Consider the following 16,153-nt stretch of genomic DNA (forward strand, 5'->3'; position numbering starts at 1 on the left):
CTCCCCTAAAATAATTGTATTTAAATTGTATCTTCAAACGAAACCTTACGAATAAATAGAGCGCTAATTACAATATATATGCAAATAAGAACTATCGAAACTAATATGAAATTAGGTATTTCTAGTAACATTTTACTATTAATAAACACCAACTCTTTTATACCTATCCCTGCATACATTGTACTCGCCAATCCGAATAAAACTATTATACTAAAGGCCAATCCGAACCAATTAAATCTTTTCTGAACAATAGTTGTTGATTGGAATAAACAAGCTAATGTACTATAAAATATGAATTGTACAAAGAATTGTTCAATTGCAGATGCTCCTAAATTTACATGTTCTGTTTTATAAAATGTATCCTGTAAAAACAAAGCTTGAAGACATGAAAACAATGCTGATTGCAATAAATTAAAACATATTGAACCAATCAAAAATTGCAACCTAGTGACACCAAACGAGACGACTGTAGGAAAAATATCAAGTTGAATAAGAAACACGCTTATCACAATAAACATTACGATTACAATTGATGAATTATTGAAAATATCATGTAAAAATGCTACCTTTATTCCCTTTAAATCAGTTGCAGTCATTGTCCCTTTTATAAGTAATGCCACAGTCCAAAAGATAAGAATGACTTTATACTGATATTTTATATGTAACTTCAACTGCTTCATTAACATCGTCATTTTATTTCACCACCAGTTATATGAATAAATAGTTTTTGTAATGTAATTCTATCAATTGATAACCCTTCTTTTTCAAGAGAGTAATAATCTTCATTAGAAAGTTCTTCCCATATAACAGAAATCCCCTTATTTCCATAAACTTCTCGATTTATAACTTTTTTATTAATTGAAAACTTACCTACTTTATCTTTTTTCCCTGAAATAATATGACCTTGTCGTAATAAATCTTCCAATGATGATTGAACAACAAGTGCACCTTCTTTTATGATGATTACATCTTCGATAACATGGGTTACTTCTTCTACTAAATGAGTTGATAATATAATTGTTCTTGGATGCTCACCATAATCTTCTAATAGTAAACTATAAAACAACTCTCGATGTGCTGCGTCTAAACCGGTAGTCGGTTCATCAAAAATTGTAATCGGCGCCCTACTTGCTAATCCTTGAATAATTCCTACTACAGTTTGCATTCCATGTGATAATTTATGGTATTTGTCTTTCAAATTAAGTTGAAATCTCCTAGCAAGTTCTTCAGCAAACTCTTGATCCCAGTTTTTATAAAACATGTTACATAAATTAAAAATATTTTTTACTTTATCATTTAAATATGCAGCTTCTTTAACTCTAACAAAACAAATATTTTGCATTGCTTTACTATTTTCAAATACATTTTCACCAAATATTGATACACTTCCACTACTTGAAGTAATTTGACCTGCAAGTAAATTTAATAGTGTCGTTTTCCCTGCTCCGTTCCTTCCAAGCAAACCATATATTTTATGCTCTTCCAATGAAATCGTTACTTCATTTACAGCTATTTTCTTTTTATATTTTTTCGTTACATCTTTCGTTTCAAGTGCAATCATCCCTCTTTCCCCTCCTTCGTAATCTTTTGAATCATATCCATCAATTCATTTTTTGATATTTCTAGTACTTTCGCTTCTTCCCACACTTTAGGTAAATATTCAGTCATAAAAGTATTTTGTCTTTTTTTTAGTACGACTTCTTTCGCTCCCTTTGCAACAAACATTCCGATCCCTCTCTTTTTATATAAAATCCCCTCATCCACTAATACATTCACCCCTTTAGCTGCAGTAGCTGGATTTATTTGTAACATCTTCGCAAATTGATTTGTTGATGGTACTTGTTCTTCTTCAAGTAATATGTCTTTTAAAATATCAGATTCAATCGTTTCTGCAATTTGCAAGTATATTAATTTATTTTGCTCCAGAGTAGGTTTCACAATTTCACCACCTTAGGTTCATAGGTTCATTACTTATGTAATTAACCATACCACATAAAAATGTATATTTCCATAAATTTCTTTTACAAAAAAAAGAGAGTCGTTCGTTTAAGAATGACTCTCTTTCTAAAATTTCGAAGTTTCAACTCTCGTTCTCAAATTCATTTCATTTATACCATTTTGACAAAAATTAAATTGTTGTCCCTTTATAAACTTTGTACGATCTACTACTTGCCCTAAATGATAACTTGTATGCTCCACTAAATGTAATAAACTATGAAGCTCCATATACTTTTTTTTCTTCCCATGCTTGTATATATGCTTTTACCCATTCATCAAATACTTCTTCAACGTACTGTAGCAAAAATTCAGTACTATGTCGCTTTACTGGAAAATACTCCTCAATTCCATTTTCAAATACTATATTTGGATTCTTATAACGCTTTGTATTTCTCTGTAAATGTTCACAAATATGCAGTACGATTCCACCAATTGAATTAATAGAGTCCCTTTGTTTCCACAAATCTTCTTCACTAACGAGGCTAATTGCCTGTAATAACTTAGGTAAATAATGATCTTGCATTCGATGATAAGTAATTTTGTATACTAACCCCACCTTTTTTCCTCCCATCATTTCAACTGCTGCACTGGATATTTAGTAAATAAAGATTTCCGAAATTTTTTATCATTTATGAGCATTGTAATTTTTTCGTTATTATCGTTAAGGAACCTTACTACTTTCTTTTTATCCCATATATCATTTTCTTTTGGGGAATCATCAAATTTTTCATATAAGATTGATAATATATCTTCTCTTTTTATCGTGAAATTTTTATTTTCTACTTGAAACTCGTAACTTTTCGCATTTGGTACTAAAATCGCTAGATAAATAACGTTAAAGAGAAAATTCTTCTCCATTGTGTCCTTGCCATCAAACCAATACGTCTCAACCATGTCTTCTGTCAGAGTTCCATTTCCTTTTGTACCATAGTTTACCTTTATACTTTCATTCTCCAAACGAATACTTTGAACTGTTCCACCACCGGGTAAATGATTAACAATTGCAACCACATCTGAATTATTACCAACGTATGTCCCAGTATATTTCTTAAAATCATCTGACCTAACATCATATATATCTTTTATTCTTTCTCCGTCAGAACAAGCCGCAATGAATAAAAAAATTGTTAGCATAACGATCATGTTATGATGCATATATTTCATTTAGCATCCCCCATTTTTATCGATATTCGTTAATTACAATATTTACTTTCAAATCCCTTTTTAAATATACGCATTTTAATCAAAATTAAAAATTTTCATTTTTTATGTTTACAATTATCCATTAATTGTATATACTTACTAACGTAAGAAAAAAATTCTAAAAGGAGGTCGAAGGAAATGATGAAATTACAATTACATGCATTAACTTTAGCGTTAACTGCACCTGTGTTTTCTGGACAATTAAATATGAATTCGACCACCCTAATGGAGAATTGAAAATCGTACTTTATTTCATTTAATTCATAAATTCGCCACAGGAGGTCGTATACTTTCCTGTGGCTTTTTCACGCCCAGCCATAGGAGAACTGTATCTTCCTGTGGTTTTTTTGCGCGATTTTTTTAGTCTCTTACATTATTTTTCTAAGAAAGGAGCAACATTCAATGACTATTAGCGTATTGTTTTTAAGTATTACGATTCAAAGAAATACAATTTCCAAAGATGAAATTCTTCATAATCAGCAAATTGAAAAAGCTATGAATGATGTTAAGGAGCGCCAAGCACTTTACTGTGATCACCTGTAATTCCTTTTCGAAAGGAGGAATTCATTTATGACTTTTCATATTTTCTTTTTTACGACTGTGCTTCAAAAAAATACTTTATCTGAAACTGAAATCAATCGTAAACAACAGTTAAAACGACTGACTGATAAAATAACTGACATTAAAAGTTCGCACTACACTCAAATGTATTAAAAATATATTTTAAAGGGGTAATATATTCATGAAATTTAAAGCATTCTTTTTAACAATCACCATTCAAAAACGTAAGCTCTCACAGAAAGAGATTTTACGCGAGCAACACATCCAAAACATTATGGACGAAGTAAAAGAGCGCCAATCTTCTTATTACACTCGCCTTTTCTAAATCACTTATAAAGGGGTAATTATCTAATGAAATTTAAAGTATTCTTTTTAACCATTACCATTCAAAAAAATAAATTTTCCGAGTCTGAAATGCTTCATGAGCGACAAATTAATCAGGCTATGATTCTGTAAAAGAAAGACAAAGTCATTACTGTAGTCATCTTTAATTTCTTATTACACTCGTTTTTTCTAAATCACTTATAAAGGGGCAATTATTTTATGAAATTTAAAGTATTCTTTTTAACCATTACCATTCAAAAAAATAAATTTTCTGAGTCTGAAATGCTTCATGAACGACAAATTAATCAGGCTATGGATTCTGTAAAAGAAAGACAAAGTCATTACTGTAGTCATCTGTAATTCCAATTCGAAAGGAGGAATTCACATATGAAGTTTCACCTTTTCTTTTTAACGATTACGATTCAAAAAGAAACAATATCTCAAAATGAATTAAAACAAGAAAGACAATATAAACAAGTTATTAATGAAATTCGAGATCGTAGAAGCAAATACTACACTCATCTTTAATCGTTTAACTATATAGAATTGAAAGGAGTAGATTATGATGTTAATAGCACGCTGTAAAGAAATGATTTGGATAGTTCAGAGGGATTCCACATAGTTTTATAGAGCTTATATCACACAAGTTCATCACTGAATTTGATATATAAAAAATATATAATAAAATCAAATCAACCCGCTTTTAATTATTTTTTTATAAACAAAAGATACACCACTTAAAAAGAGGTGTATCTTTCTCAGGTTTTACTATTTCCGATTACTTCTCTTCGTCTTAAACAATCTCACTAAGTTCGAAACAACTGTTTTTGTTACTGCATAAACTGGTACTGCTAAAATCATTCCGATGATTCCAGCAAAGTTACCTACCCCTAAAATTAGGATAATAATTGTTAATGGGTGGATGTTTAATTTTGAGCTCATAATACGTGGTGAAATAATATTACTTTCAAACTGTTGTACAATTGTTACGATAATAATTACGTATAAGGCTTGCATCGGAGATACGAACAGTCCTACAATAACAGCTGGTGCTGCTCCGATAAATGGACCTAAGTTAGGAATGATGTTTGTAAATGCTGCTATAATTCCTAAAACAAAAGCGTACGGTAAATCGATAATTAAATAACCGATAAAAGTAAAAGCACCTACAAATATACAAACGAGCGCTTGCCCTTGAATATATGCAGATAATGTTTCGTTCGTTTCCTTAATGATACGAAGTCCCTCTTCACGGTAAGACTCTGGTAATAAACTTACCGCTTTTCCTGGAAAGGCATGTCCATCTTTAAACATGTAAAATAAAATGAACGGTACAGTAAATACAACTAACGCAACGTTCGTGATAATACCAAATAAAGCCGTTGCACTCGACGTAATTGTATTTGGTATATCTTTTAAGTATTCAATCGCATTTTTTTCAATTGTTTCAATGGAAACGTAGTTTTGTGTAGATAACCATTCAAACAACCTATGATGTGATAATTCTTGTATGTATACTTTTCCCTCTTTTATGTAGCCTGGCATATTTTTTACTAAGTCCATTAGCTGTTGTGAAATCGTAGGAACAACTACTCCAACGCCAACCGCAGTTAATGTTATGATAAAAAGATATAACAGCAATATCGCTAAATTTCTAGGTACTTTTTTATTCTCCAAAAAGATTAATACAGGATTAAATATGAAGTATAAAAAAAGCGCGATTAAGATTGGGAAAAATAATGTTGATATGAAGATACCAATCGGTTGAAATAAAAATGATATTTTTGTGCAAATAAATATGATTCCTACAACCATTAGCACTTCTAATGTCCAAAAGTGCACTTTTGATTTCAAAAAAATGGCCTCCTTTAAACTAGCACTTCTCTTCATTGTACCAAAATAAGTATGAATTTCACATAATATTTTCCTTTACAATATTCCAAAATACCGATAAATACACTACAATGAGATTACATACAAATTTGCAGGTAAAGGTGATAAAAATGACACAATGCATCATTTGCAGAAAAGATACGAAAGAACTTAGTGAACAATATGTCATTCCAGAAATATTATGTGGATATTATTTCACAAACTCAATTTGTGATACTTGCCATGAACAAATGACAACAAATATTGATCGTCCTTTAATTAGGCATAAATTGAGTCAATTTAAGATTGAACAAATGAAAAGACAAATTGATTCCCCACTCTATACGAATGAGCACGGCGAAGAACTTGCGGCTGCTGAGACTGATGTTGTCGAAGTAAGCGACGAAATTCTTTATTCTAATGCATTAATTATGAAACTATGTAAAAAGCACGATATTTCCTTACATAATGAAATTTGGAAAGAGGAACGTGTAACGAAAGTAGCGAGTTCTATTCAACGTGAATTGCTATTAGATAACCGTAAATATAAAATGAGTATATTAAAAATGGCTTATACATTCGCTGTACAAACAGTTGATGGCTACTTTGAAAATCAAGATGCAATTGATATCTCTACCATTCTCTCAAATGCAGATTTCGTGGAACTAAAAGAAAAAAGCATTGTACGTGATTTAAGCAAAAGTTCTTTATGGAATACGCTAAATACAAGTAGTGAAAATCATTACTTTATTTTACTTAGCGATAAAGACGGTCTGTTTTGCTTCATTCGTTTGTTTGACATCTTTGATGTTGTCGTTCATTTATCAGAAAAAAGATTTGACCTTCCATCACCCATTGTCGGTGTAAATAATGTGAATACACAGAAATTTCATGTCCAAAGTTTAAAACAGTATATGGATGGGCTGTTTAAAGAAAAAGCACCTACTATATAACAAGGACCAGAACATACGGTCTCCTTTCTTGATGAAAAGACACTGTGTTATAATGAGTATGAAAAGAACAATACAATCACATAAACCAATTATAAATTGTATATAAATAAAAAAGACTAGTGTGCGGCTACACACTAGTCCACGTAACTTAGCAGATTGGATTGTTCATTTATCCTATTTGTTTCTTACAAACAAAACAACCCACATTCTATAGGCATAGGTGGGTTGTTATTTTTTGAGCTTGTCTATTAAAACGACGACGAACGTTAACAATGCAACGAGAAACAGTCCACCCTGCAGTAGCAACGCTATTTCACTCACGTATTATCACCCCCCTCCTACTCGGAGAAGTGATAATTGAACAACCAACCGCACCTTAAGTTACCCTTTAATTTTACCATATTTTCTAATAATTTACGATGAAAACCCGCAAGCGAATAACTTGCGGATTTTTTATCCCGTATTAACAGGCAATAAACAAAATGAAGCAATAAATAGATGAAACTTTATTTCTGACTATTTTTTTAATGCATATGCATCAGCAATCATTTCACCAACAATTTTATTTGCTTCTTTCTTCTCGTCTTTCAATAATGGGAATAACAATTCTGCCACTTCATATGCTTCTTCTAAATGTGGATATCCTGATAAAACAAACGTATCAATTCCTAACGATTCATATTCTTTTATTCTTTCTGCTACTGTATGCGGATCGCCTACAAGTGCAGTACCTGCCCCACCTCTTACAAGTCCGATTCCAGCCCATAAATTAGGGCTTATCTCTAACGACTCTCTCGTACCTTTATTTAAATGTGTCATCCGTTTTTGACCAACCGAATCATATCTTGCAAATGTCTTTTGAGCAAGCTCAATTGTTTCATTATCCACATATTGAATTAAACGTTCGGCCTCTTCCCATGCTTCTTCTTCTGTCTCTCTTACAATTACGTGTAATCTAATGCCAAATCGTACTGTACGCCCCTTCTCTTCTGCAAGTTTTCTTACTTCTTCTATTTTCTCTTTCACTTGCTCTGGCGGCTCTCCCCACGTTAAGTATACATCACTATGTTGAGCTGCTACTTCTTTTCCAGCAGTTGACGATCCTCCGAAATATATAGGAGGATAGGGCGTTTGAACTGGTGGGAAGACAACTTTACTATCTGTAACTTTAATATGTTTTCCTTCTAAAGAGATCGTTTCACCCTGCAATGTCGATTTCCAAACTTTTAAAAATTCATCCGCTGCTTCATATCTTTCATCATGCTCAAGATATAATCCATCTCCTTGTAGTTCAACTGGATCTCCTCCAGCTACTACATTGATAAGTAGTCTCCCATCTGAAATTCTATCAAATGTAGATGCCATCCTCGCTGCAACTGTAGGTGACATTAGTCCTGGTCTCACTGCTACTAAAAATTTTAGTTTTTCTGTTTCAGCAGCAAGAGCTGAAGCTAACACCCAAGGGTCTTCACATCCTTGACCAGTTGGAAGTAAAACACCCGTATATCCTAAATAATCAGCTGCCGCAGCAACTTGCTTATAATAACCATATTCAGCTGCTCTTCCTCGTTTTGTCGTTCCTAAATATCGACCATCTCCATAAGCCGGAATAAACCATAATAATTCCATACCTTTACACACCCCTTATTTATTTTGAATCGTATACTAACACATTCTATATAAATTACCCCTAATAATTTATATGTTAATCCCCTGTCTCACCTTTAAAGTTATCTCGCCATCTTAAAAACTTCACTTCTAGTAAACGTACTAGAGAGTCAGAAAACTTCCCAACAAATGCAAATATAATTATGCCGACAAATACGATATCTGTATTTGAAAATTGCCTTGCATCCATAATCATATAGCCAATACCTTCTGTAGACCCCATAAGTTCTGCTACTACTAAACTCACCCATGCAACACCTAACGATAACCTTGCTCCTAGTAAAAGGTTAGGCAATGCAGCTGGTAAAATTAGTTTCGTGATTAATTTTCTTTTACTAAACTCTAACACTCTCGCAACATCAAATAACTTTGAATCCACACCTCTAATACCTAAAAATGCGTTTACGTATAAAGGAAAAAATGCACCATCTGCAATTAATAACACTTTCGATGTTTCACCAAAACCGAACCATAATACGAAAAGCGGTGCAACAGCTAAATGAGGTACAGTTCTTAACATTTGCACAGATGGATCTAAATATTGCTCACTTCTCGTTGAAAATCCAACAATCGTTCCTAAAATGATTCCTAAGCCTCCGCCAATAAAGAAACCAGCCGCAACCCTAAATACACTAATACTTAAATGGCCGAATAACTCTCCTGTTTTAATAAGATCTTGGAAAGCTAGAAAAATATCTAATGGTGTTGGTAAGACTGTTTTAGAAACAAGACCGAATACGCCAGCCAACTGCCAAATTATTAATATAATAACCGGTATAGTAATCGCCCTTACTAAAATTTTTACATTTAACTTTCGCACCTTCTTGACGCTGTTTTTCTCAATGGTTATACTCGCTGGTTTAATAACAGCTTTCGTATTTTCCACTTTACAAAACCTCTTTTCACTTCGCTTTCAATGCTTTTTCTACGAAAGAATTATCTACAACTTTTTCCGTCTTAAGTTCTTTCTTTATAGAACCGAGCTTATATTGAAAATCCGCTGTCTTTTGTTGTTCTGCTATTATTTCCTTCGTTACCGGAACTAAAATTGGTTTGTCGTGATTAAACACTTCTTTTACGATCTCCGCATCTATCTTTTTTACAGAAGTATATACTTTTATTGCTTCATCTAAGTTAGCATCTTGCCATACACGTGCTTTCTCATAAACTTTGAGGAATTTCTCAACTAATTCTGGATGTTCTTTCGCAAATTTTGTTCTCGTAATTAAAAATTCTGGTGAAGAGACATTTAATGTTTCACCGTCTGCAATCACTTTCGCACCTTTATTTAATGTATGTAATGATATGAAAGGGTCCCAAATCGCCCATGCATCTACTGATCCTGATTCAAATGCAGGCTGCGCTTCATCTGGTTGTAATTGAATGACATTTACATCTTTTGCATCGATACCTTCTTTATCGAGTGCTCGATATAATAAATTAAAGGCACTACTTCCTTTTGCTACTGCAATTTTTTTACCTTTTAACTCTTTTACACTCGCAATCTTGCTATCTTTTTGAACGAGAATTCCAGTTCCTTTTCTCGCATAACTTGTATTGGCGATTTCGGTAAATCCAATACCTGCTGCTTGCGCTGAAATGACTGGAGAATTCCCTACTTCACCAAAGTCTAATCGGTTTGATGCAATTGCTTCAAAATAAGGAGGTCCACTTTGGAACTCTGTCCATTTCACTTTAACTCCTTCTTTTTTAAACTCCTCTTCAAACCACCCCTTTTTCTTTGCTAGTAATAGCGGGCTTAATCCTTGCTGTATACCAATTTGTATTGTTACATCTTCTTTCTTACTACTTACTGTACTTTTTTCACATCCTAATAAACATACTGATATAGCTAAAGCAAAAGAAAGAACTTTAAATTTTTTATACATATAAAATCACCCTTTTCCTATATACTTGTTTGAATCAATCCTCCATATTCAAACTGCTGTAATACTTTCGTTCGAAGTTGTTGGAATAATTGAGAAGTTTTATTTCGCGGATAAGGCAAATTATTTTCAATTACTTTATGTATTTTTCCAGGCTTTGTACTCATAATGATGATTCGGTTTGAAAGATATATCGCTTCGTCTATATCATGTGTAACGAATATCATTGTTGTTTTCTTCTGCTCCCAAATATTTAGCAATACTTCTTGTAAATGACTTCGAGTAAAAGCATCCAGCGCTCCAAAAGGTTCATCAAGTAATAATATATTGGGATCTCTTAATAACGCTCTTGCTATCGCAACACGTTGTGACATCCCGCCTGAAATTTCTTTCGGATACGATTTTTCAAAGCCATCTAACCGAACGATTTCAACCCATTCTCTCACCTTATCTTTCACATACTTATCTTTTAACGACAAATCTGCCGCTATATTTTCTTCAACTGTTAACCATGGAAAAAGCCTATGTTCTTGAAAAATAAAACCTTGTTTCTTGCTGGTTTTTAAAATAGGCTCCCCGTCAATAACAACTTCACCTTCAAAATCATTATCTAGACCTGCAACAATTTTTAGTAATGTACTTTTTCCACACCCACTCGGACCGATTACTGTAACAAAATCCCCTTTCTCTAATTGAACATTAATATTCTCTAATACTTGAACAATACCAGTTTGTTTCAAAAAATATTTTGATACCTCATCAATTGAAACAGTCATTTCTTTCCCTCCTTAAAATGATTCATATAAATGAACAGATTCAGTATTTGTGCAATAAAAAAACCAAAGGCATTTTATCAACAGATAAAATGCCTTTGGTTTCTCCAATCAGCAATATGTTATGGAATTAAGTACATATTATACAAATATTTCCGATAAGTCAACTAGGTTTTATTAAAACATACATATGATTTGTTTGAACATTTTACTTTTTTTTATTTAAACGGTATCGTTTACTTACTATTTTTTATGATCTTTAATCCACTGTAACCAATAAGAAAACTCACACGCTAAATGCATTTGATGGGATTTAATAACTAAGCGACGAAATTTCTACAAAAAAAGAGTAATTTCAAGAAATATGCTACTAACCTTAGATTTATCAAAAAAGTTAGATCGTATAACTTAAGACTACTCATTCCTATTCAAAATATTTATGTAATTTAATTTTATTTCCTCTGCACCCTGGCTGTCTCCAAAACTATTGATGGAAGCTCTTTTTGAATGATTTCTTTTAATCCATAAAGAGCTTTCTTCACATAACCACCTTCGAAATTTCCTAATGGTTCTGGTACTTCATCCTCATCCAATATGAAGTATTCTCCATTTGGAAGTACCATAATATCGATGATTAAATCTTCAAAGGAAACCACTTCATCTTTTATTTGTGTGTTTTTTACGATATTAAAATATGAACCTAAATACTTTCCTTTTATATCTCTCCATACGTATAAATTGTACGGACGATCTTTCCAGTAATATGCGATTGTATAACTCCCTTTTGGGATTGTTAACTTAGTATCATTTGCAGTCATTGTAAATGAATACTGCACCTCGTGAAACAAAACGATACTTTGTGATTGTTTTTCAAGTAATAAGCAATTGTGATCTACTATTGTTGAGTTATACCGGATTTTTCTTTCTATAATTTCAATTTTCGATGTAAGTAACTTATTCATTATTTTGTTTCCCCTTATGCTAGTTCTATCCTCAATTATATCCATTTATGTAGTGATAAAGAAGTATATAGTTTTTTATATAATGGTTTATACAAGTACATAATAAAAACTCCTTCTTATTTAGAAAGAGTTTTTCACTATCCATGTTTCATATTTTTTCACTTCTAACGGAAGCTCATTTGTTTTTATGCAACTAACAGCACTATTACTCATGTTTTAACTTTTCCTTAACCGCATCATAAAATTTTCGTTCTTCATCAATATTTAAGTAAACACGACTTACTGTTTTAGAAAAGCCGTATAACAACTGTGAAGTGACCCCCGAAAGTTAGACAGGTCGTTTCATTAGGCAGCCTCTAGGGTATGAGCCCGGTATTGTACTGGGCTCATACCCTTTAATTTTGCCTTAATTCTTTTATGATTATAGTATTCTATATACTTTGCTAACTCTTGTTTGAAATGTGTTATACTTTCAAATTCTTTTCGATACAGAAATTCCGATTTCATGATACCGAAGAAATTTTCAATAACGGCATTGTCATAACAGTTTCCTTTGCGAGACATACTTTGAGTTATGCCACAATTCTTAAGAGAATGACGGTATTGTTTCATTTGATAGTGCCAACCTTGATCAGAGTGAATGAGGAGTTTATCCGGATCGGTTACACAATAAAGGGCTTGGTCCAACATCGTTGAAACAAGAGAGAAGAATGAGCAGTTTTAGGGTTGTTTATTTGATAAAATATAAAAAAAACAAAAGTGCCAAAACCCTTATACCACAAGGGTTTCGGCACTTTTTAATATCTAGAACAAATTTTATTAAAATAATTATTTTTATAGATTTTCATACTTTTTTATATAGTACGTGAACAAAATGTGCGCAAATATATGAATCACATTTTGCTGTTGGTGCACTGGTTATTTAAACCAATTCTCAATCCTTACATATGTAAGACTAAAATTTAAAATTTTTTAGATATATGCCTTTGTATGTATATGAAATTAGTTCTGTATCCCAAATGGGTTGGAAACCTTCATTTTCTTATGCCTATTACTGTGTAATTTACTAGTAGTGATCATTTAACTTGACGCAATTACACTACATTCTCATAGTATATTTAATCATTTTCACCAGACATAAAGTATAAAAACAATTAAAGAAAAGAGACTGTCTTCAAAAGTTAATCTGTGGATACTTTTTTGACAATCTCTTTTCTTATATCAAAATTTTCAACTACAAAACTTATAACTGATTATACGAATGTTATACCCGCACTTGCGAATCCTGTAATAGCAGTAGCTATATCAAAACCAGGTGTAGTCGATGAAACAACAAGTAATATCTTATCTTGTGGAGCGACCGCAATTGCTTGTGCGCTAATACCACTCGCGGTATTACCGATAGCAATAAGACCACTAAATGCTGGTGTTAATAGTAACGGCGTACCTACTGGAGTGAAAGTATTACTTGCTGCTGGTGCGCTGTACAACTGCATTTGAATTTGTATGCTTCCTAATGCTAAAGCAACCGCTACAGTTACACTAAAGAATCCTGCTAACGAAGTAATTGTACCTGCGCGAGGAGCTACAAATGCGAAATCAAATACTGGAGGTACAGGGCCTATAGTAATCGGGCCACCAGGTGGGACAATTACAGGGAAGAATGAACTTCCAAATCCAAGAAGTGCTCCTGTGTTTGCTAATCCACCTAAAACAGTTGCTAATGCTACTGGCCCACCTGATGCAAACGGAATAACTGCTCCAGCTCCCGTTGCTCCTGTTAGGCCTGTTGCTCCTGTTAGACCTGTTAGGCCTGTTGGACCTGTTGGACCTGTCGGACCTGTTGCTCCTGTTGGACCTGTTAGGCCTGTTGCTCCTGTTAGGCCTGTTAGACCTGTTAGACCTGTTGGACCTGTTGGACCCGTTGGACCTGTTGGACCTGTTGGACCCGTTGGACCTGTTGCTCCTGTTGCTCCTGTTGCTCCTGTTGCTCCTGTTGGACCTGCTCCGGTTCCTGCTGGGCCTGTTGGACCTGTTGGACCTGTTGGGCCTGTTGGGCCTGCTCCGGTTCCTGCTGGGCCTGTTGGACCTGTTGGGCCTGTTGCCCCTGGAGTAGCATTGATTAATTGAATTAATAAATTAAAAAGAATTTGTAAAGTTGCAGGGTCGACATTTGAGTCGCAGGATATAGGGATCAAATCTAAAGCGAAGAAGAATTGTGCAAGTGCGCTATAAAATTGTTGCAATAATGTTGACAATTGACCTAAATTAGGAGCTGGAGATTGTAATAAAACTAAAATACTTTGAGTTAATTGTTTCAAAAAATTAACTTCTGGGGAAGGTAATAAGGAATTTAAGAAAATTAAAAATTGATTAAACAAATTGAATAACGCTACTCTGTTTGCATCACTTGGATTTGCAAAAAATGCTGAAATAGCTGATACTAATGAGTTTAGTAAAGTAATTAATTGACTTAATTGTTCCCTAGTAATAGGAACTGACTGTGGATTTTTACAACAATCTGCTGAAAAAACAATCGGATTGCAGTTATTATGATCAAAACAACCATTATTTTTCATATATTTCCTCCTTATTTAATAATTTTGAGAGAATATTCTTATACTAAGAAACACTCAATTGTAATGGTGTTGAATATTTTTAAATATCCATTTTTCTTAGAATAAAAATAGTTACTAATAATTAAACTATAAAAATTCAGTTTAATTACATTCACAACTCACATAATATAAGTATACGCATCTATTTATCTAGTGCTTAGATTAATTCCCTAATGAAAAAGCGTATTTTTAAAGAAATACGTTATTACTCCTATCAACGCGTTTATTTTGTCAATAAACGAAAAGGCATATTAATTTATAAGTTCAATAATGCCATTCTAGAGTAATACCAAATGAAGTTTTTTGAAAAACTTTAATCTTCACAACCTAGTTGTTTATATCATGAGTTTCTAATAATGCATTTCATTTTCCATTAAGAGCTAATCATTTTGCTTTTGCTGACTAATTATTTCTTTGTAACAACTTATACTCATCTTACATACATTATCTTGAATCCTTACTTGTTAAACCATTTAATTGTTCATGACTCACAAACATCAACAATATATAAATGGTGTACTGATTCATAAAAGAGTACCATATAATGGTGCTCTTTTTTATTTTTTGTAACAACTTACACTCATCTTACATACATTATCTTGAATCCTTACTTGTTAAACCATTTAATTGTTCATGACTCACAAACATCAACAATATATAAATGGTGTACTGATTCATAGAAGAGTACTATATAATGGTGCTCTTCTTTATTTTTTTATAACGATTTATACTCATCTTACATACATTATCTTGAATCCTTACTTGTTAAACCATTTAATTGTTCATGACTCACAAACATTAACAATATATGAATGGTGTACTGATTCATAAAAGAGTACCCTATAATGAACTGCACCTCCAATTGTTAGACTGTGTCTAACAATTGGAGGTGCAGTTTTTCTATGGCTAAATTTACAGCTGATGAAAAAATACAAATCGTTCTACGTTATTTGAACGGAAATGAAAGTTATCGAGAAATGGGTAGATCGCTCGGTATAAGTGACACAATCATTTTGAATTGGGTAAACCAATATAAACAGAATGGTCTGGAAACTTTTCTAAAACTATGTACAAATTACACACAACAATTTAAACTAGACGTACTAAACTTTATGATTGAAAACGGTATGTCCTTATTTGAGACGGCAGCTATCTTTAATATTCCTGCCCCTTCAACGATTTCTGTTTGGAAAAAACAGCTCGAAACACAAGGAATTGATGCCTGCAGTGACCCCTGTCAAGTAGACAGGATTTAAAAAGCGCAACTAAGTAACCTGAGTTCTATATTTATATGGACTCAGATTATTTAATTTCTTTTGAAATCTTTGATGCCTA

At 32.7% G+C, this 16,153-nt stretch carries 18 protein-coding genes and 4 pseudogenes; 8 read left to right on the plus strand and 14 right to left on the minus strand.

Annotated elements, in window-relative coordinates:
• Positions 1–20: 20 nt before the first annotated feature.
• The 5 genes and pseudogenes from BAQ53_RS13650 to BAQ53_RS13670 form a co-directional block, all read right to left on the minus strand.
• The gene (locus tag BAQ53_RS13650) at positions 21–692 is read right to left on the minus strand and encodes a DUF4052 family protein (protein WP_208905441.1); all 672 of its coding nucleotides are present in this window, start codon (positions 690–692) and stop codon (positions 21–23) included.
• Positions 689–1,561: an ABC transporter ATP-binding protein gene (locus BAQ53_RS13655; protein ID WP_208905444.1), complete on the minus strand. Its 873-nt coding sequence runs from the start codon at positions 1,559–1,561 to the stop codon at positions 689–691. The genes BAQ53_RS13650 and BAQ53_RS13655 overlap by 4 nt, the downstream gene beginning before the upstream one ends.
• Positions 1,558–1,938 (minus strand): GntR family transcriptional regulator, encoded by a 381-nt coding sequence (locus BAQ53_RS13660; RefSeq protein ID WP_000805199.1) that lies wholly within the window; start codon positions 1,936–1,938, stop codon positions 1,558–1,560. Before BAQ53_RS13660 ends, BAQ53_RS13655 begins: the two co-directional genes overlap by 4 nt.
• A 126-nt stretch (positions 1,939–2,064) precedes the next feature.
• Positions 2,065–2,554 (minus strand): annotated as a pseudogene (locus BAQ53_RS13665) (DinB family protein).
• 14 nt (positions 2,555–2,568) lie between these two features.
• The gene (locus tag BAQ53_RS13670; protein WP_208905445.1) at positions 2,569–3,162 is read right to left on the minus strand and encodes a DUF4825 domain-containing protein; all 594 of its coding nucleotides are present in this window, start codon (positions 3,160–3,162) and stop codon (positions 2,569–2,571) included.
• Between the two features lie 441 nt (positions 3,163–3,603).
• On the opposite strand from BAQ53_RS13670, the gene BAQ53_RS13675 reads away from it, so the two are divergent.
• The 6 genes and pseudogenes from BAQ53_RS13675 (at position 3,604) to BAQ53_RS13700 (ending at position 4,614) form a co-directional block, all read left to right on the plus strand.
• The gene (locus tag BAQ53_RS13675) at positions 3,604–3,744 is read left to right on the plus strand and encodes a YrzI family small protein (RefSeq protein ID WP_000156196.1); all 141 of its coding nucleotides are present in this window, start codon (positions 3,604–3,606) and stop codon (positions 3,742–3,744) included.
• Positions 3,745–3,771: 27 nt separating this feature from the next.
• Entirely contained in the window at positions 3,772–3,915 is a 144-nt protein-coding gene (locus tag BAQ53_RS13680; RefSeq protein WP_000142730.1) for a YrzI family small protein, read from the plus strand.
• 28 nt (positions 3,916–3,943) lie between these two features.
• Positions 3,944–4,087: a YrzI family small protein gene (locus BAQ53_RS13685; protein ID WP_000668963.1), complete on the plus strand. Its 144-nt coding sequence runs from the start codon at positions 3,944–3,946 to the stop codon at positions 4,085–4,087.
• A 26-nt stretch (positions 4,088–4,113) separates the two neighbouring features.
• Positions 4,114–4,253, plus strand: a pseudogene (locus tag BAQ53_RS13690) (YrzI family small protein).
• Positions 4,254–4,305: 52 nt separating this feature from the next.
• Positions 4,306–4,446 (plus strand): YrzI family small protein, encoded by a 141-nt coding sequence (locus BAQ53_RS13695; protein WP_000669805.1) that lies wholly within the window; start codon positions 4,306–4,308, stop codon positions 4,444–4,446.
• Positions 4,447–4,473: 27 nt separating this feature from the next.
• Positions 4,474–4,614, plus strand: coding sequence for a YrzI family small protein (locus BAQ53_RS13700; protein WP_000668498.1), 141 nt, complete (start codon positions 4,474–4,476; stop codon positions 4,612–4,614).
• A 240-nt stretch (positions 4,615–4,854) separates the two neighbouring features.
• Here the strand turns inward: BAQ53_RS13700 and BAQ53_RS13705 are convergent, their stop codons facing one another.
• Entirely contained in the window at positions 4,855–5,940 is a 1,086-nt protein-coding gene (locus BAQ53_RS13705; RefSeq protein WP_000837892.1) for an AI-2E family transporter, read from the minus strand.
• A 149-nt stretch (positions 5,941–6,089) separates the two neighbouring features.
• Between BAQ53_RS13705 and BAQ53_RS13710 the strand changes: the two genes are divergently transcribed.
• A complete protein-coding gene (locus tag BAQ53_RS13710; RefSeq protein WP_000189712.1) occupies positions 6,090–6,911 on the plus strand; it encodes an HNH endonuclease in 822 nt (273 codons plus the stop codon).
• A 228-nt stretch (positions 6,912–7,139) separates the two neighbouring features.
• On the opposite strand, the gene BAQ53_RS26250 is transcribed toward BAQ53_RS13710, so the two are convergent.
• The 8 genes and pseudogenes from BAQ53_RS26250 to BAQ53_RS13745 all read right to left on the minus strand — a co-directional run bounded on the left by BAQ53_RS26250 (position 7,140) and on the right by BAQ53_RS13745 (position 14,779).
• On the minus strand, positions 7,140–7,232 hold the full coding sequence (locus tag BAQ53_RS26250; RefSeq protein ID WP_001289320.1) for a putative holin-like toxin: 93 nt from the start codon (positions 7,230–7,232) through the stop codon (positions 7,140–7,142).
• A 195-nt stretch (positions 7,233–7,427) separates the two neighbouring features.
• Entirely contained in the window at positions 7,428–8,540 is a 1,113-nt protein-coding gene (gene ssuD / locus BAQ53_RS13715) for an FMNH2-dependent alkanesulfonate monooxygenase (RefSeq protein ID WP_061884289.1), read from the minus strand.
• A 76-nt stretch (positions 8,541–8,616) separates the two neighbouring features.
• The gene (locus BAQ53_RS13720; RefSeq protein WP_208905450.1) at positions 8,617–9,465 is read right to left on the minus strand and encodes an ABC transporter permease; all 849 of its coding nucleotides are present in this window, start codon (positions 9,463–9,465) and stop codon (positions 8,617–8,619) included.
• Between the two features lie 16 nt (positions 9,466–9,481).
• The gene (locus BAQ53_RS13725) at positions 9,482–10,468 is read right to left on the minus strand and encodes an aliphatic sulfonate ABC transporter substrate-binding protein (RefSeq protein WP_208905458.1); all 987 of its coding nucleotides are present in this window, start codon (positions 10,466–10,468) and stop codon (positions 9,482–9,484) included.
• Between the two features lie 17 nt (positions 10,469–10,485).
• Positions 10,486–11,241 (minus strand): ABC transporter ATP-binding protein, encoded by a 756-nt coding sequence (locus BAQ53_RS13730; protein ID WP_000218572.1) that lies wholly within the window; start codon positions 11,239–11,241, stop codon positions 10,486–10,488.
• A gap of 449 nt (positions 11,242–11,690) precedes the next feature.
• Complete coding sequence (locus tag BAQ53_RS13735; RefSeq protein ID WP_001037880.1) at positions 11,691–12,200, minus strand: ribonuclease FAU-1 family protein; 510 nt, start codon at positions 12,198–12,200, stop codon at positions 11,691–11,693.
• Positions 12,201–12,545: 345 nt separating this feature from the next.
• Positions 12,546–12,908 (minus strand): annotated as a pseudogene (locus BAQ53_RS13740) (IS3 family transposase); the annotation flags it as partial.
• A gap of 545 nt (positions 12,909–13,453) precedes the next feature.
• Entirely contained in the window at positions 13,454–14,779 is a 1,326-nt protein-coding gene (locus BAQ53_RS13745; protein ID WP_208905460.1) for an exosporium glycoprotein BclB-related protein, read from the minus strand.
• Between the two features lie 941 nt (positions 14,780–15,720).
• On the opposite strand from BAQ53_RS13745, the pseudogene BAQ53_RS13750 reads away from it, so the two are divergent.
• Positions 15,721–16,041: pseudogene (locus BAQ53_RS13750) on the plus strand (transposase); the annotation flags it as partial.
• Between the last annotated feature and the right edge of the window lie 112 nt (positions 16,042–16,153).

Source organism: Bacillus sp. B25(2016b), assembly GCF_001679765.1.
GTDB classification, from domain to species: domain Bacteria; phylum Bacillota; class Bacilli; order Bacillales; family Bacillaceae_G; genus Bacillus_A; species Bacillus_A thuringiensis_K.

Excerpts from the sequence above, each read along its gene's own strand:
- BAQ53_RS13650 (WP_208905441.1), bottom strand. The coding sequence starts at position 692 with ATGACGATGTTAATGAAGCAGTTGAAGTTACATATAAAATATCAGTAT.
- BAQ53_RS13695 (WP_000669805.1), top strand. The coding sequence starts at position 4,306 with ATGAAATTTAAAGTATTCTTTTTAACCATTACCATTCAAAAAAATAAA.
- ssuD (WP_061884289.1), bottom strand. The coding sequence starts at position 8,540 with ATGGAATTATTATGGTTTATTCCGGCTTATGGAGATGGTCGATATTTA.
- BAQ53_RS13655 (WP_208905444.1), bottom strand. The coding sequence starts at position 1,561 with ATGATTGCACTTGAAACGAAAGATGTAACGAAAAAATATAAAAAGAAA.
- BAQ53_RS13725 (WP_208905458.1), bottom strand. The coding sequence starts at position 10,468 with ATGTATAAAAAATTTAAAGTTCTTTCTTTTGCTTTAGCTATATCAGTA.
- BAQ53_RS13680 (WP_000142730.1), top strand. The coding sequence starts at position 3,772 with ATGACTTTTCATATTTTCTTTTTTACGACTGTGCTTCAAAAAAATACT.
- BAQ53_RS13700 (WP_000668498.1), top strand. The coding sequence starts at position 4,474 with ATGAAGTTTCACCTTTTCTTTTTAACGATTACGATTCAAAAAGAAACA.
- BAQ53_RS13730 (WP_000218572.1), bottom strand. The coding sequence starts at position 11,241 with ATGACTGTTTCAATTGATGAGGTATCAAAATATTTTTTGAAACAAACT.
- BAQ53_RS13670 (WP_208905445.1), bottom strand. The coding sequence starts at position 3,162 with ATGAAATATATGCATCATAACATGATCGTTATGCTAACAATTTTTTTA.
- BAQ53_RS13710 (WP_000189712.1), top strand. The coding sequence starts at position 6,090 with ATGACACAATGCATCATTTGCAGAAAAGATACGAAAGAACTTAGTGAA.
- BAQ53_RS13745 (WP_208905460.1), bottom strand. The coding sequence starts at position 14,779 with ATGAAAAATAATGGTTGTTTTGATCATAATAACTGCAATCCGATTGTT.
- BAQ53_RS13675 (WP_000156196.1), top strand. The coding sequence starts at position 3,604 with ATGACTATTAGCGTATTGTTTTTAAGTATTACGATTCAAAGAAATACA.
- BAQ53_RS13735 (WP_001037880.1), bottom strand. The coding sequence starts at position 12,200 with ATGAATAAGTTACTTACATCGAAAATTGAAATTATAGAAAGAAAAATC.
- BAQ53_RS13685 (WP_000668963.1), top strand. The coding sequence starts at position 3,944 with ATGAAATTTAAAGCATTCTTTTTAACAATCACCATTCAAAAACGTAAG.